Genomic DNA, 14,545 nt, shown 5'->3' on the forward strand with positions numbered 1-14,545 from the left:
AACCAGATAGGTAACTCAACCTAGAATAATAATGGGGTGATTTTATGAGTAAAGCTAAAGGAAAAGGTGGAACAGGGAGAGGAACAGGCAAGAAGGGTTGGAATCGTTGGCAAGCTAGTGCAAACAAAAAAAAGAGTTCAAAACCTTATATAAGTAAAGGTACAAAAAAAACGGATGTTGAAAATGCCCCTAGGAGCAATAGTTAAAGTCACTTATCCTAAATATAGCGAATGCTGAATAAATTCTATTATTTAATGACAAAGTGTGCGAGCTCCTTTAAAGGAGTTCGCTTTTTTCTTTTTCAGCTAACAGGGCTGGATAGTTTAATTTTTGACACAATTTATTTTTCTAGGTTTTTCTTAAGAATGAACGGTTCTTTTTTAATGTGAAATTGCTCTTTTAAAAAGCCCCTTAAATTTCTCCCTATCTTCTGATGTAAATGGTTTTGGCCCCTTTGTACGCTTTCCGCTTTTTCGAGCCATAGCACTCAAATAACGTGTTTGTAATAATTGGTCAATGTTTTCATTTGTATAGCTAGACCCATTATGGTGAAGTACCGCACACCCTTTTGCTAAACCTAGCGAAGCAAGACCATAATCTTGAGTAACGATTATATCTCCTTTTTGTGCTAACTTCATAATCCGATAATCCGCAGCATCTGCTCCAGAATCAACATAAATGGTTTCCACTCCTGATGGTTGTTCCACATTAGAAAAATGAGAAAAGCTAGTAACAAGAATAACAGGAATATCAGCATTCGTACCTTCAGAGATAATGATATCTTTTACCGGACAAGCATCTGCATCAACATAAATTTTCATCTTTACCTCTCCCCGTAAATAAGTTTGAGTTGATGATAATGGCAAATTTAGCCTTTGTCAAACGACAAGATGGTTTACCTAAAATCATTAAAAAACAGTTGTTCTATTAAAGGGAGCTTTTCTCTAATAAGAAGGCTTCTTTTCTTAATAGACCAGATTCTTGAACCATCACATTTAAGGGAATGGATTATGTTAAAGTGTATAAAAGATTGTGAAGGCTACTACTTAAACAATAGGGGGCGTTTGCTGAAAAAGAAGGGGCTGTCCCATAAGGTCTCTGGCATCCACATAATACACTATATCTAGAATACCACTCACTTATTAATACTAGATATTGTTCGTGGTGCCTGACACCTTTGCTTTTGGGACAGCCTCTATTATCGTTCATGCCTGAGTATCAAAAACAGGAAATTGGAGTTAAATTGGTAAAAGTGTAACATATCATTTTAAAAAACCTAATTTCCTGCCAACTTTTTAATCATTACTTGAAACTTGGTCTTTATCGAACCATAGCGGTTCCTTATCATCAACATCTCCATTGTAGTTGATAAGGATCTCTTCCCCTGCTTTTATATCTGTGTAGGCATAGAAGTCAAAGGTATGGTTCTGAAAGTTAATCTCATAAATGGCATTAGGCTCATACGAATGATTAAAAAGCATACCGTATCCGAGCAAGATTGCGGTATGATTTTTGCCATACTCGAACACATAATCTGCAAGCAAAGTTTTTTCAATGAAAACATGTTCCTTATTAGGATATGGAAGGACTGGAGCTTCATGGATCAGCTCACCTTTCACTATATCAACGGTTGCAAATACTCCTCGATTAAATTCTCCATCACTTAACGGAGATGTCTTAATTTCTAATATGTTAATCACCTGCAATTCCTTTGATGTTCATTATCTTTATTATCTTAACAGTTTTTTTTATAAAAGTTAATAAAAAGGAAATTTAAAATTGTTGCGAGAATCTCAACACTTTGGGTTGGAAAATGTAACTGTTTCCAATGAGAAACGCAACACAAACTTTCACAAAAATTGTGGTTTTGTACCTGGTTCAGGAGGAGTATGGCAATCAAATCAACTTTTGGGTACTTTTGTAAAAATATTTGAGTTCCTTGCAAACAATTTCAAAAAATGCTATTCTAAATATGAATTATTTTTGTTCGGTGTAAAGGATAGTATTAGTAAGAACTTTTCGTCTTGATGATCACTGAGAGCAAGGATAGTAATACATTGTGTGTACTAACACACTAGGAGGCAACAAACATGGAAAAAGGTAAAGTAAAATGGTTTAATGGAGAAAAAGGCTTCGGATTCATCGAACGTGAAGGTGGAGAAGACGTATTCGTTCATTTCTCAGCTATCCAAGGCGAAGGGTACAAAACATTAGAAGAAGGTCAAGAAGTGACTTTTGATGTTGAGCAAGGTCAACGTGGAGCACAAGCAGCTAACGTTCATAAGGCTTAATTATAATGCCAAACATGGACAGACTCTTTTTTAGAGTCTGTTTTTTATTTTTCTTAAAAAACAAAAAACCCCACTCACAAATGAGTAGGGAACATGAAAACAGTAAATCAAATGGTAAACACATTGTAACATATAATTTGTAGGATTCCTAATCGAGCGCTTTAATGAAGTAACGGAAAAGCCCATTTTCTCTATTTTAATTCGCAGAGAAGTTGGGCTTTTTAATTTGGAATTTCCTCAACGTTGTAAATCCGAATTTTCCTGACGGTACCCCTTATTATCAAAGTTATCTGTTGCGTTCTAAATAATTAGAACATATAATAAAATTAAAATGATATAAATTTTCAGAAAGGTTGGTTGATATGCAATTTGAACAAAAAACAATGGACATTAATTTAGAACAACAAAAGTTAATATCAAGTCCGCTTAGAGTAAAGATTATTTACTTATTAGACGAACGTCCGATGACAGCAAAGCAGGTAGCAGATGAATTAGGTAAAACGGCTGGGAGTATTCATTATCATATTCAGCAGCTCTATAATGGAGGAATTTTAGAAATCGAAGAGACGCGAGAGAACAGAGGGATTATTGAGAAATATTACCGTGCTCGTGCGACTCACTTTCATTTAGTGGATGCAAATAAACCAGTACATGAAAAAAAACGCAGCTCCAGAGGTATGAGCTTAACCCTTTCAGCCAAGGAATTAAAGGAATTTGAAGCAGATTTTGATGAATTATTAGAGAAATATTTAAAGAAAACGCTTAAAGAAGATATTGAACGCACCCCATATACTGTATTCTGTCAGTTTGAAAAGCTATTAGATGAGGAGGACAATTAAATGGCAGGAGCAATACAGAAGAATCTCATATTATTTCTTCTAGGAAAAATGACAGCGGTTCTTGGTTCGTCTATTTATGGTTTTGCTATTGGCTTGTATATTTTAGCCAAAACAGGATCAAGCCTCAACTTTGCCATTACGTTACTTTTAAGTGCTTTGCCAAGGATATTGCTTTCTCCAATTGCGGGCACGATTAGTGATCGTTGGAATAGGAAGATCATCATTATTACTTCTGATTTTGCTTGTGCGATTTGGCTAATGATTGTGTTTTTTATTTTTACCTTTTTGTATCCGGAAATTTGGGTTTTATATTTGGCAACGGCTGTCCTCAGCATCCTCAATACATTTTACTCCAACGCGGTCACATCAGCGATTTACAACATGGTTGGCCCAGATCATCTACAGAAAGCGATGTCTTTGAATCAGGCAGCAGCTTCATTGTCCACTATTTTAGGTCCAGTTCTCGGAGGAGTTTTCTTCGGACTATTTAATATAACCACCTTCATGATCATTAACATAATCACCTTTACAATTTCGGGGCTGGCAAGTGTTTTCATCCAATATGATTTATTTGCAGAAAAAAAGGAAAAAACGAGCGGCAATTCCGTTTTTACAGACTTGAAATTAGGTTTGTCTTATGTGAAGGAACAGGCCTTCATTAAAAATCTCATTATGATAAGTATCTTCCTTAATTTTTGGTTTGCCGTATTTCCAGTTGCATTGCCTTATCTAGTATTATCTGTTCGAAAGATGGAATCGTACCAGCTTGGTATTATCGAAGGATCATTTTCTGTTGGGATGTTAATCATGTCGATTTTTCTTTCAACAAGACCGGAGATCAAAAGAAAAGAATTAAGTATACTTGGAGGCTTAATTGCTATGTCCTGTGTTCTAATTTTCATTGGACTTCCAAGCTTCCCAGGAATGATGAATGTTACGAACGGTATATTCTTTCCGTATTTAATCTTTATGGTCTTGCTTCTATCAATCTTTATTATGATAATAAATATGCCAATTATGGTGCTGCTCCAAAAAAGCACGCCGGATCATTATCGAGGTAGAGTGATGTCCTTGCTTGAAACTGGAGCAAGTGCCATGGCACCGATAGGCTATATCCTATTTGGTTTTCTTCTTGAGAAAATGCCAGTTTGGATTTTACTCGCTATCTGCGGACTTAGCATCATCTCGCTTATTCTCTACCATATTAAAAGGAAGACATTTGTCGAACATTTAAGAAACGCCGATAAACCGAAAGAAATGGCTTTGGAGGCATAAGCTTAGTAAACTGGAAAAAGACGTTGGTCGCAGCATCAACGTCTTTTTTGCAATGAAATTTATTTATTTCCTTGCCTTAACATGAGGGTAAATAGGATGTTCCCAGCTGAAAATAAAGCTTCCGTCTTTTTTTAAATAGAAATAAATATACTTTAAAGTTGTTGGTAGGTCAGTGGTCCAGCCGAATGCGTATATGGAATAAACAATATCAAAATAGTCTTCTTTCTTCTTAAAGATTTTAATAATTCTTAAAACAAATTAGTAGATGAAGAAACCGAGTGTTATAATGGAGAAAAAATTCCCAGAGATTTACTGGAGGGGGATGCTTATGAACAAAGAGCTTTTATCTAAACGGTTTTATCAGTTTGCTTTACGGGAATGCCATGACTCCAGTCCATTGTATGAGTGGTTGTCTTTGAAAATTTCAGAAGATGAAGAAATGCTGGAACTTAGCTCCCATTCAAGAGAAGGGCAGCCTGTTCCGAACCTATTTTTAGGGGCGATTCATTATCTTTTAATAAAAGGAGCAGACCATTCTTTAAAGGATTTTTATCCAAGTATTGTTGAGAATGCTAGGTTCATTGAAGATACTTTTCCTCATTTCAAGGATTTTTGCCAGGATAATAGGGAAGATATCATTTTCATTCTTAAAAATAAGCTAGTCCAGACTAATGAAGTGCGCCGGTGCGGTTATCTTTATCCAACTTTTTCTTATATCTATAACAATACGAAAAAACCGTTAGCATTAATAGAAATTGGGACAAGTGCAGGTTTTCAGCTTCTATGGGATAAATACGCCTATTCTTATAATGGGAAAGATTTCTACGGAAATAATGACTCAAACCTGCTGATCGAGACAGAAATTAAAGGTGATGGCATACCAGATTTCCTTCTGAAAAGCCCTCCTGTTACCCATAGAGTTGGCTTAGATTTACATATCAATGATGTAACAGATAATGAGGATGCTCTATGGTTGAATGCGCTTATTTGGCCGGAACACAAGGAAAGAAGAGTTCTATTTGAAAAGGCAACCAGCTGTATAAAGCAATATAAAAGCGAAATGAATCTTATTGAAGGAGATGGGGTAGAACTGCTTCAGCAATTTGCTTCTAAGGTTCCACCCGAATCGACCCTATGTGTATTCCATACTCATGTTGCGAATCAAATGCCTAATGAAATGAAGGAAAAGCTGCTTGACCAGATAAAAGAAATCGGAGGGAAAAGGGATATTTTCCATCTTTATAATAATATTTGGGATGGAAAATTACATCTTGATTCCTTTTGTGATGGGAAAGAGGAGCTCAGAGTCATTGGAGAAACAGATGGGCATGGAAGATGGTTTACGTGGGAGCTTTAACAGGATATATAAAAGAAAGCAGATCCTCAAAAGGGAACTGCTTTCTTAGATTATATTTACTCCTTGTTCGGCATTGCACAGTTTCCATCTACACAGCTTGCATCTTCTGCACTTTCTGTGGATAGGTCTTGAAAGGTTGGTGTTGCAGCTTCTTCTTCCCAAACCTTCTGAAGAGCATTTGCGAATGTTTCCGTAGGCTGCGCACCTGATATCGCATATTTTTGATTAATGATAAAATATGGTACTCCTGTTACGCGATATTGCTGAGCAATGGCTTCGTCAATCCGTACATCATTGGCAAAAGCATTTTTATCTTGCAGTGTATTGATTGTTTCGTTCCGATCAAGACCAACCGCTTCTGCAATTTTTAATAATGTTTCATGGTTACCTACATCCTTGGAATCAGTAAAATATGCATGAAGTAGTTTTTCTGAGATTTCTGCTTCTTTTCCATGCTCTTTGGCAAATTTGGCCAATCGATGTGCATCAAAGGTATTACCAGTCTTCATTCCATCAAAATTGAAATTCAATCCTACTGAAGCTGCTTGCTTCCCAACACCCTCGCATGATTGCTTGGCTTGCTCAATACTCATTCCATATTTTCCTGCAAGAATTTCGTAAATGCTCTTACCATTATAATCGGGAGCATTTGGATCAAGCTCGAAGCTTTTAAACTCAACCTCAACTTGATCTTTATGGGGAAATTGGTTTAGAGCATGCTCTAATCTGCTTTTTCCAATATAACAAAACGGACAAACAAAATCTGACCATACTTCAATTTTCATAAATGATCACCTCTATTTCATGTTTTCTCAGATTAACGGGCTGTAAGCCTTTCACTGATTTAAGATTACTTTATCCTATAGTAGCATACTCATTTACGAAAACCTCCAAAGATGCTCATAGTTCAAGAAACGCTGTGTTTAACTTGAAATGATTGTGGAAAAACTTAGAAAAAGGGAAACTTGGTTCCATTGCATCAATATACTAAATATATACTTCGTTCACTTATTCAAAACAATAATGTGGTGATAAAAGGTGAAGTCTGATCATGATGGAAATTACATGTTTCAAAATTTACAGGAACGAAATTTGACGTTTGATATGGTTTTCTTTAGAATTCTTAAGTTCATTAGCAGAAGCCCGTGTGGAAACTATCGTTTAATGGTCGGTACTGATTCACAGGTACATTGCGATCGCACTGTTTTTATTACAGGGATCGTCATTCAAAATGAAGGAAAAGGGGCATGGGCCTGTATTAGAAAACATATTATTCCGAGGAAAATGCTTCATTTGCATGAGCGAATTTCATATGAAACCTCATTAACAGAACAGGTTGTTTCACTATTTACGATTGAAAGGAAAAACGAAATCATTGATCTAATCCTTCCATATATTTACCATGGAGCAACATTTACGATGGAGGGTCATCTTGATATTGGTATTGGAAAAAGAAATAAAACACGCGAATTTGTTAAAGAGATGGTTTCTAGAATGGAATCAATGGGAGTAGAGCCAAAAATAAAGCCTGATGCATTTGTTGCTTCAAGTTACGCAAATCGATATACAAAGTGAGTCCATTAGAATAAGGTGAAAAATAATTTGTACAGAAAACTCCAGAGATGGAGTTTTTTATTTTTTTGTTCTATACAAACTATAACAATTCTGTTATATTATAAATAGAACAAAAAGGAGGGTATAAGGTTGATCATTCAAATTGAGCCCCAGTCTGATGTTCCTATCTACACTCAGTTAACCAATCAAATTATTGAAGGAATAGCTAGGGGATATATGCATTCAGGAGATTCACTTCCATCTGTACGAGCATTTGCGGCAGATCTAGGAGTGAACATGCATACAGTTAATAAAAGCTACCATGAATTAGAGAAAAAGGGCATTATTCGCATTATCCCTAAATCCGGGGCAGTGATTAATTCTCCTGCAGAAATGAGTAATAATTCAGAACGGCTCTTGGAAGAATTTAAGCCGATGATTGCAGAAGCATTAGTATTAGGTTTGGATCAAGAGCAAATTCAGGAACTCGTAACATCTCTAATTCAAGATTTAAAGGGAAAGCCTTAATTCTTTTAATGAAAGTGGAAAAGGAGGGGAAACGGTATGGATTACATGCTTTTTCTAATAATCATTGTATTTTTAGTAGCAATCGAAATGGCGATTCCATTTCTCGCAAAAAGAACTACCGTATTTGGGGTGTTCATCCCAGATGAATTTGTCCGTGATTCAAAGCTATTATCCTTTAAAAAAATGTATGCACTGTTGATATTCATACTGGGTTTGATCGCGGTAAGCATATACCTATTTTGGATGTTAAAAGGAAATTCGACAGAAGCGTTTCAGGTGTTATTGGGACCGGCTATTCAATTTGGCATCATTTTTATTAGTACAGCTCTTTATTTTTATTTTTATGCAAAAACTTTACAACGTAAAAAAGCAATGAGGTGGGGAGATAACTTAAAGCAAGTGAAAATGACAGATTTGACAGTACGTTCACAGGATGCCATGCTCCCTTGGTATATATACTTGTTGCCAATCGCCGTTACGTTTGGGGTAATAGGCTATACGCTTTTGAAATATAACATGTTTCCTGAGCAAATCCCAACCCATTGGGGACCAGACGGAAAGCCAGATGCTTTTACAGTAAAAAATCCATTTACTGTGATCGCGTTGCCCCTTATTATGTTTACAATGCAATTGATGTTTCTAGGTATTAATGAAATGACTAGACGTTCTGGAATAAAATTAAGCGCCACTAGGCCTGTTGCATCTCGAGTTCGCCAGCTGACATTAAGAAAATATTCGAGCTGGTTTATGTTTTTGATAAGTGTTTTGATAACAATGCTTTTTTCCTTTTTACAATTACAAATGATTTATCCCGATTTATCTGATGGGGTTGTGGGTATGGCTCTGCCGATTATATTTTTACTCATCGTCATGATTGGTTCTGTTATTTTTGCCGTCAAAGTTGGAAACGCAGGTGAAAAGGAAGGTTTTCAACCAGAAAGCGGGGTATCAGATCTTGATGAAGATCAATATTGGAAGGGTGGACTATTTTATTACAATAATAACGATCCTTCGATTTTTGTTGAAAAACGGTTCGGTGTTGGATGGACCATGAATTTTGCCAATCCGATCGGCTATTTTATTATATTTGGACCGATTGTTATTATTTTGCTTATTAGTGTGTTTGGTTAAGTATAAACTCGGAGGGGAAACTGTGAAGAAATTATCATATTTCCTTTTAACAGTATTAAGTATTGGATTATTATTAACTGGCTGCAATAAGGAGAATAATAAAAAGGAAGAATCATATGAAAAGGGAGGGAGTTCATTGAAAAGCATTGAGGGGAAATGGGAAGGATCTATACAAATACCGAATCAGCCGCTGCCAATTATTGTTCAATTATCAAGCAAGGGCGGAACGATTAGCATTCCAGTGCAAGGGGTGTATCAATATCCATTGTCAAATGTGAAGTTAACTGATTCAAGCTTGTCATTTGCTATGGATATCCAAGGGCAGCACATTTCGTTTAATGGAAAGGTTGAAGGTGAAAAGATTAAAGGTACATTTAAGCAGCAGGGTCAATCCTTTCCTTTTGAGTTGACGAAAGCTTCTGCTGATAAAACTGAAGAAGTTGGAGAAGCAGTACAGATAGATTTAAAGGACGGGACGATGCAGGGAGTATTAACAACCCCTCAAGGTAACGGTCCTTTCCCGATTATGATCATTATTGCTGGCTCAGGTCCAACTGATAAGGATGGAAATTCAGCTGTAGTGCCAGGAAAGAATGATAGTTTGAAAATGTTAGCTAAAGATCTAGCAGCTCATGGAGCTGCAAGTATCCGTTATGATAAAAGAGGAATTGGTCAGAACGTAAACTTAGGTGGAAAAGAAGAGGATATGCGCTTTGATCACTTTATTAAAGATGCTTCGTCATGGGTAGAGTTTGCAAAAGGGGATAAGCGCTTTTCAAAGGTTGGAATTATTGGTCATAGTGAAGGCTCCTTAATCGGAATGACTGCAGCTAGTGAAACAAATGCGGATGCGTTTATTTCTATTGCCGGAGTAGGCAGACCGATTGATCAAGTGCTGCTTGAACAGCTGGAAGGACAGATGCCAGAAAATCTTCTTCAGGAATCTAAGGACATTTTGGATAATTTAAAGCAAGGTGAAGAGGTTAAATCAGTTAGCACCGAATTGCAAAGCTTATTCCGCCCATCTGTGCAACCATATATGATTTCTTGGTTACAATACAACCCTCAGGAACAATTGCAAAAATTGAATATCCCTGTTTTAATTTTGAATGGAGATCGGGACATTCAAGTACCTGTAACGGATGCAGAGGTTTTGCATAAGGCAAAAAAAGGTTCTGAGCTATTCATTGTCGAAGGAATGAACCATGTGTTGAAGGAAGCACCTGAGGATCGGGAAGGAAATATCACAACATATTCAAACCCTGGATTGCCTTTAGCTAAAGGTCTCATGGATAATATCATTAGCTTTCTAGAGAAAAACGAGGTATTACAAAAATAAAGACAAGAGCATTTCTCCTTGTGAGAATGCTCTTGTTTTTTATTAGAACTTTGCTGTTCAAAGATTGTATAAGTAAGCTCGCTTTCCAATTTGGATATGCTTATTATCGTATGTTCGTATGATTGAGAGTATGTTCTTCAATTTTGGCAGCAACAGCTTTCGTTAGTTCTGCAGTTGTTTCAGGAAGGGAGGTAGTTAGAATAGAATTAGCGACCTTTGCCATCATCCCTTCCGCTGTTATATTGAGGTATCCAGTCATCAAGCAGTAGCTGCTGCCGCGCTCTTTAGCAAAGAAATAGCCGTGTCCGGTGAATTTCTCGTTTATCCCCTTTAATTGAAATGTTACTCTAGTTGGCTCTTCCCATTTAATAATATCGACTTTCAATTCAATTTTTTTCTTCATGAATCCAATATCGCTTTTAAAGCACCAAGTGGATTCCTTTTCGTTTAAAATCTGGTGTTCAATATATCCAGGTACGAGTGGAGCCCAATGATCAATATTACTTACAAATTCCCATACAGTTTGAATGGGTGCGTTAACTTCGATTTGATGAGTATAACTCGGCATACTTTTACCGCCCCTTTGAAAGTTATTCAATGATGCTCTACATGAAAATCTATTCAAGAAGCGGGTAAGGTATACCATTGAATGTTTTTACTTCTTTTAGGAAAATTTTGGTTGAGGAAAATGAATACAGGATAAAAATACTAGTAAAATTATCCTTAAAATAGGGATAAAGGTTCAAGGGAAAACGACAATATACGCTGAATATTAACAATGTTATACATATTCTGAAAAAAAGCGCAGGCAACGGAGGTGAAGACAGAATAGCGCAAGAGACAAAAGAAATAAATAAGAGGAGATGTAACAATTTATGGCTAAAAGGCATTTTAAATCTTTTTTAATCACACTAGTATTTCTTTTAACATTCTCTTCCTTAGGTACAGGAGCAGGGGCTGCTGGTAAAAAAGATAGTCAAACGGCTTCTCCGCTTGCAAAATTGGTTGGAGAGTTTAATCTCACTTCTTCCAATCGAACGAGTATCATTGTTGAGTTAACAGAGCCATCTCTTGTCGAAGCAAAGCATAAAGGGAAAAGTCAATCTAAGGCTAATCTATCAAACATTCGTAATCAAGTTAAATCAGAAGTTATGAAGGCTGCAAAAAGCTCAAATGTTGGTCGTGAATATGACTATGTATTTTCAGGTTTCGCAGTTGAACTAGCTGAAAATGAAATTCCATCACTTTTAGCTGTACCAGGGGTAAAAGCAGTATATCCAGATGTTGAATATCAAACTACTAGTCTTGGTGAGGGAGAAGTAATCTCTCAAGAGGAATACAGTCCAAATATGCTAAATAGCGCACCTTATATTGGAGCAAAAGAGGCCTGGGAAACAGGCTATACTGGGAAGGGCGTTAAGGTAGCCGTTATTGATACGGGAGTCGATTATACACACCCAGATTTAAAGAATGCATTTGGAAGCTATAAAGGCTGGGATTTCGTGGATAATGACAATGATCCACAAGAAACACCAATAGGAGACCCTAGAGGTGACGCAACCACTCATGGCTCACATGTTGCAGGGACAGTTGCGGCTAATGGCCTTATCAAAGGTGTGGCACCTGATGCGACATTACTTGGTTACCGTGTATTAGGTCCTGGAGGTCGTGGAACTTCTGAAAACGTCATTGCTGGAATCGAAAAAGCTGTTCAAGATGGTGCTGATGTTATGAATCTATCATTAGGAAATTCGATAAATGATCCAGATTATGCAACAAGCATCGCATTAGATTGGGCAATGGCTGAAGGTGTTGTCGCAGTTACATCAAACGGCAACAGCGGTCCGAAAAACTGGACAGTAGGATCACCTGGAACAGCTCGTGATGCCATTTCCGTTGGTGCTACTCAGCTGCCTTATAATGTATACAATGCTGCCATTGCTACTTCAGGCGGGGTTAGCTACCCTTCTTCGAAAGTAATGGGCTTCGCTAGCGATGCAGATATTTTAGCATTGAACGGGAAAGAGCTCGAGTTTGTTAATGTAGGATTAGGAACTCCAGGGGAATTTGCAGGGAAAGATCTTACAGGTAAAATTGCATTAATGAAGCGTGGAGATATTGCATTCGTTGACAAGGCAATAAATGCAAAAAATGCAGGAGCTGTGGGCGCTATCATTTTTAATCATAGTGCTGGTGAGCAGCCTGACGTAGCTGGAATGGCCGTACCTTCTATTAAAGTATCATTAGAGGATGGCGAAAAGCTGCTTAAAGAATTAGAAAACGGTAATAATAAAGTTTCTTTCCAAATTGATTTTGCACACCGTGTTGGTGAAATAGTTGCGGATTTCTCTTCACGAGGTCCAGTTATTTATACATGGATGGTGAAGCCGGATGTATCTGCTCCTGGTGTGAATATTATAAGCACAGTTCCAACTGGTGATCCAGCGAATCCTCATGGATATGGGGCGAAGCAGGGAACAAGTATGGCATCTCCGCATGTAGCTGGAGCAGCAGCGCTTATTTTACAAGCGAACCCTCATTGGGGTGTTGAAGAAGTAAAGGCTGCATTAATGAATACTGCAGAAAACATATCAGATCCTTCTACAGGAAAAGCATATCCGCATAATGCTCAAGGTGCTGGAAGCATCAGGGTAGTGGATGCGATTAAGGCAAAAACACTTGTTACACCAGGAAGCCATTCTTTTGGAACATTCTATAAAGATAACGGCAAGCAGGTTGAAAAACAGAAATTTACTATTAAAAATCTATCTTCAGAATGCCAGACTTATAGTTTCGAAGTAAACATGGGCGAACATTCTGATGCAATTAAAGTCATGACAAGCAATAATTTAAAAGTGAATCCAGGTCAATCACAAGATGTGAATTTCAATGTACAGGTTGATGCTGGAAAGCTTTCACCAGGTTATTATGAAGGTACGATTACGGTGAGTAATGGTACAGAAACACTTGATGTACCAACGATTCTTTTTGTAAAGGAACCTGATTATCCTCGTGTTGAATATTTAGGGGTCAACCAACTCGGTGATGGACAATTTGAGATTGAGGGCTTTTTCCCAGGAGGCGCGGAGGAAGTTGAGCTATTTGTCTATCTATCTAATAAAGATGCACAACCTATAGGATACTTAGGTGATATTACTGTCTACAGAGATGTAAAAGCAGGTTACACAACTTTCAAATGGGATGGAAAGCTTGCTGATGGAACAAAGCTCCCAGCAGGGTATTATTACAATATTTATGCATATGCAACATACTTAGGTCAAAAGGATTTAGCGGGAGCTAATATTCTTATTAAGTAATGATAGGCGAGAAGGTCATCGTAAATAAAAACGATGGCCTTCTTTCCAATCTCTACTTTGTATTTTCAGCCTTCTCCTTTAGTTGCTGAAACCATTCCCTAGTTTTATTGGAATTCTTGTCATTGATAAAAATCTTCCTATCTTCCAGTTCAATATAAATATAAGGGGAAGCCTCTTTCTGGATAAAGAGAAGACTGCTTCCATAATCCTTTACCTTGAAATGACCTTTTGAAAGCGTTGGCAGGCCAACGCCGTTTGTTTTTGCTTTAACTTGAGGCATTGTTTCCATTAATTCAACCTTTTTAATATCTTTAATCCTCCATTCATCACCATACATTCCTGTGATTTCAAATTGCTCTTCCTTAACAATTAATTGATAGCCTTGATAACTGTAAAGGGTAAGGGCAGTTATTGAACCAACGACAGCTATAAATAGAGAAATGCTAATCATATAGCTCCGCTTTCTTTTCCTTGGAACTTCATATTTAGATAGATAAATCACCCCACCCATCAAGAAGACCAGCATTCCTCCGAATTGAAATTCTATTGCATATTTAAAGGGTGTGCAAAGGAGCGGCAGTAAGAGTAGCATCACAGCAGCGGTTAGGAGTAATAATCCTCCAGTCTTCTGCGGTAATCCATTCTCTATTAATTCTTGCTTTTCTTCTTCTGATCGAGACTCAAAACCAGAGATAAGAAAATATGCTTTCTTGTACCGAATAGCCCAACCTAGTAAACCAAAAATTAGAATCATAATGATAATAGTTGCAATAAGTCCTATCAAAATTTTGGCCTCCTTTTTTAGTGTATAAACATTCGAAATGATAGGGTTAGAATAACCTTAATACGAATAGTAGTGTTTAATAGTTCCATCATAAGTCTTTTGGCATGTAAATTTTATAAAAAAGAGTACT

At 37.1% G+C, this 14,545-nt stretch carries 15 protein-coding genes and 1 pseudogene; 10 read left to right on the forward strand and 6 right to left on the reverse strand.

The window, feature by feature from the left end:
• Positions 1 to 44 precede the first annotated feature (44 nt).
• Positions 45 to 206 carry a DUF3934 family protein gene (locus tag FSZ17_RS05005; RefSeq protein WP_082625391.1) on the forward strand — a complete coding sequence of 54 codons (162 nt, stop codon included), beginning with the start codon at positions 45 to 47 and terminating at the stop codon, positions 204 to 206.
• 174 nt (positions 207 to 380) lie between these two features.
• Here FSZ17_RS05005 and FSZ17_RS05010 read toward each other — a convergent pair whose 3' ends face one another.
• Together FSZ17_RS05010 and FSZ17_RS05015 are read right to left on the reverse strand one after the other, a co-directional pair.
• Complete coding sequence (locus FSZ17_RS05010) at positions 381 to 821, reverse strand: YaiI/YqxD family protein (protein WP_057775984.1); 441 nt, start codon at positions 819 to 821, stop codon at positions 381 to 383.
• Positions 822 to 1,295: 474 nt separating this feature from the next.
• Positions 1,296 to 1,691, reverse strand: a complete 396-nt coding sequence (locus tag FSZ17_RS05015) for an SET domain-containing protein (RefSeq protein ID WP_057776059.1) — start codon at positions 1,689 to 1,691, stop codon at positions 1,296 to 1,298.
• Between the two features lie 399 nt (positions 1,692 to 2,090).
• Here FSZ17_RS05015 and FSZ17_RS05020 point away from each other — a divergent pair, with 399 nt between their 5' ends.
• The 3 genes from FSZ17_RS05020 (at position 2,091) to FSZ17_RS05030 (ending at position 4,405) form a co-directional block, all read left to right on the forward strand.
• The gene (locus FSZ17_RS05020; protein WP_057775982.1) at positions 2,091 to 2,291 is read left to right on the forward strand and encodes a cold-shock protein; all 201 of its coding nucleotides are present in this window, start codon (positions 2,091 to 2,093) and stop codon (positions 2,289 to 2,291) included.
• 362 nt (positions 2,292 to 2,653) lie between these two features.
• On the forward strand, positions 2,654 to 3,130 hold the full coding sequence (locus tag FSZ17_RS05025; protein WP_228460282.1) for an ArsR/SmtB family transcription factor: 477 nt from the start codon (positions 2,654 to 2,656) through the stop codon (positions 3,128 to 3,130).
• Positions 3,131 to 4,405: an MFS transporter gene (locus FSZ17_RS05030; RefSeq protein ID WP_057775981.1), complete on the forward strand. Its 1,275-nt coding sequence runs from the start codon at positions 3,131 to 3,133 to the stop codon at positions 4,403 to 4,405. It begins immediately after the preceding gene.
• 75 nt (positions 4,406 to 4,480) lie between these two features.
• Here FSZ17_RS05030 and FSZ17_RS23630 read toward each other — a convergent pair.
• A pseudogene (locus tag FSZ17_RS23630) lies at positions 4,481 to 4,621 on the reverse strand (class I SAM-dependent methyltransferase); the annotation flags it as partial.
• Positions 4,622 to 4,727: 106 nt separating this feature from the next.
• On the opposite strand from FSZ17_RS23630, the gene FSZ17_RS05040 reads away from it, so the two are divergent.
• Positions 4,728 to 5,762, forward strand: coding sequence for a DUF2332 domain-containing protein (locus tag FSZ17_RS05040; protein WP_057775980.1), 1,035 nt, complete (start codon positions 4,728 to 4,730; stop codon positions 5,760 to 5,762).
• A gap of 56 nt (positions 5,763 to 5,818) precedes the next feature.
• Here the strand turns inward: FSZ17_RS05040 and FSZ17_RS05045 are convergent, their stop codons facing one another.
• A complete protein-coding gene (locus tag FSZ17_RS05045; RefSeq protein WP_057775979.1) occupies positions 5,819 to 6,547 on the reverse strand; it encodes a DsbA family oxidoreductase in 729 nt (242 codons plus the stop codon).
• Positions 6,548 to 6,827: 280 nt separating this feature from the next.
• Here FSZ17_RS05045 and FSZ17_RS05050 point away from each other — a divergent pair, with 280 nt between their 5' ends.
• The 4 genes from FSZ17_RS05050 (at position 6,828) to FSZ17_RS05065 (ending at position 10,314) form a co-directional block, all read left to right on the forward strand.
• A complete protein-coding gene (locus FSZ17_RS05050) occupies positions 6,828 to 7,337 on the forward strand; it encodes a ribonuclease H-like YkuK family protein (RefSeq protein WP_057776057.1) in 510 nt (169 codons plus the stop codon).
• Between the two features lie 129 nt (positions 7,338 to 7,466).
• Positions 7,467 to 7,844, forward strand: a complete 378-nt coding sequence (locus FSZ17_RS05055) for a GntR family transcriptional regulator (RefSeq protein WP_057775978.1) — start codon at positions 7,467 to 7,469, stop codon at positions 7,842 to 7,844.
• A gap of 36 nt (positions 7,845 to 7,880) precedes the next feature.
• Positions 7,881 to 8,975: a DUF1648 domain-containing protein gene (locus FSZ17_RS05060; protein WP_057775977.1), complete on the forward strand. Its 1,095-nt coding sequence runs from the start codon at positions 7,881 to 7,883 to the stop codon at positions 8,973 to 8,975.
• Positions 8,976 to 8,997: 22 nt separating this feature from the next.
• The gene (locus FSZ17_RS05065; RefSeq protein ID WP_082625389.1) at positions 8,998 to 10,314 is read left to right on the forward strand and encodes an alpha/beta hydrolase family protein; all 1,317 of its coding nucleotides are present in this window, start codon (positions 8,998 to 9,000) and stop codon (positions 10,312 to 10,314) included.
• Between the two features lie 103 nt (positions 10,315 to 10,417).
• On the opposite strand, the gene FSZ17_RS05070 is transcribed toward FSZ17_RS05065, so the two are convergent.
• Positions 10,418 to 10,882: an SRPBCC family protein gene (locus tag FSZ17_RS05070; RefSeq protein WP_057775976.1), complete on the reverse strand. Its 465-nt coding sequence runs from the start codon at positions 10,880 to 10,882 to the stop codon at positions 10,418 to 10,420.
• 307 nt (positions 10,883 to 11,189) lie between these two features.
• Between FSZ17_RS05070 and FSZ17_RS05075 the strand changes: the two genes are divergently transcribed.
• Entirely contained in the window at positions 11,190 to 13,631 is a 2,442-nt protein-coding gene (locus tag FSZ17_RS05075) for a S8 family serine peptidase (RefSeq protein WP_057775975.1), read from the forward strand.
• Positions 13,632 to 13,683: 52 nt separating this feature from the next.
• Here FSZ17_RS05075 and FSZ17_RS05080 read toward each other — a convergent pair whose 3' ends face one another.
• Positions 13,684 to 14,415 (reverse strand): DUF3784 domain-containing protein, encoded by a 732-nt coding sequence (locus FSZ17_RS05080; RefSeq protein ID WP_057775974.1) that lies wholly within the window; start codon positions 14,413 to 14,415, stop codon positions 13,684 to 13,686.
• Between the last annotated feature and the right edge of the window lie 130 nt (positions 14,416 to 14,545).

This window comes from Cytobacillus dafuensis (assembly GCF_007995155.1).
GTDB classification, from domain to species: domain Bacteria; phylum Bacillota; class Bacilli; order Bacillales; family Cytobacillaceae; genus Cytobacillus; species Cytobacillus dafuensis.

Excerpts from the sequence above, each read along its gene's own strand:
- FSZ17_RS05005 (WP_082625391.1), top strand. The coding sequence starts at position 45 with ATGAGTAAAGCTAAAGGAAAAGGTGGAACAGGGAGAGGAACAGGCAAG.
- FSZ17_RS05010 (WP_057775984.1), bottom strand. The coding sequence starts at position 821 with ATGAAAATTTATGTTGATGCAGATGCTTGTCCGGTAAAAGATATCATT.
- FSZ17_RS05020 (WP_057775982.1), top strand. The coding sequence starts at position 2,091 with ATGGAAAAAGGTAAAGTAAAATGGTTTAATGGAGAAAAAGGCTTCGGA.
- FSZ17_RS05025 (WP_228460282.1), top strand. The coding sequence starts at position 2,654 with ATGCAATTTGAACAAAAAACAATGGACATTAATTTAGAACAACAAAAG.
- FSZ17_RS05030 (WP_057775981.1), top strand. The coding sequence starts at position 3,131 with ATGGCAGGAGCAATACAGAAGAATCTCATATTATTTCTTCTAGGAAAA.
- FSZ17_RS05040 (WP_057775980.1), top strand. The coding sequence starts at position 4,728 with ATGCTTATGAACAAAGAGCTTTTATCTAAACGGTTTTATCAGTTTGCT.
- FSZ17_RS05045 (WP_057775979.1), bottom strand. The coding sequence starts at position 6,547 with ATGAAAATTGAAGTATGGTCAGATTTTGTTTGTCCGTTTTGTTATATT.
- FSZ17_RS05050 (WP_057776057.1), top strand. The coding sequence starts at position 6,828 with ATGTTTCAAAATTTACAGGAACGAAATTTGACGTTTGATATGGTTTTC.
- FSZ17_RS05060 (WP_057775977.1), top strand. The coding sequence starts at position 7,881 with ATGGATTACATGCTTTTTCTAATAATCATTGTATTTTTAGTAGCAATC.
- FSZ17_RS05070 (WP_057775976.1), bottom strand. The coding sequence starts at position 10,882 with ATGCCGAGTTATACTCATCAAATCGAAGTTAACGCACCCATTCAAACT.
- FSZ17_RS05075 (WP_057775975.1), top strand. The coding sequence starts at position 11,190 with ATGGCTAAAAGGCATTTTAAATCTTTTTTAATCACACTAGTATTTCTT.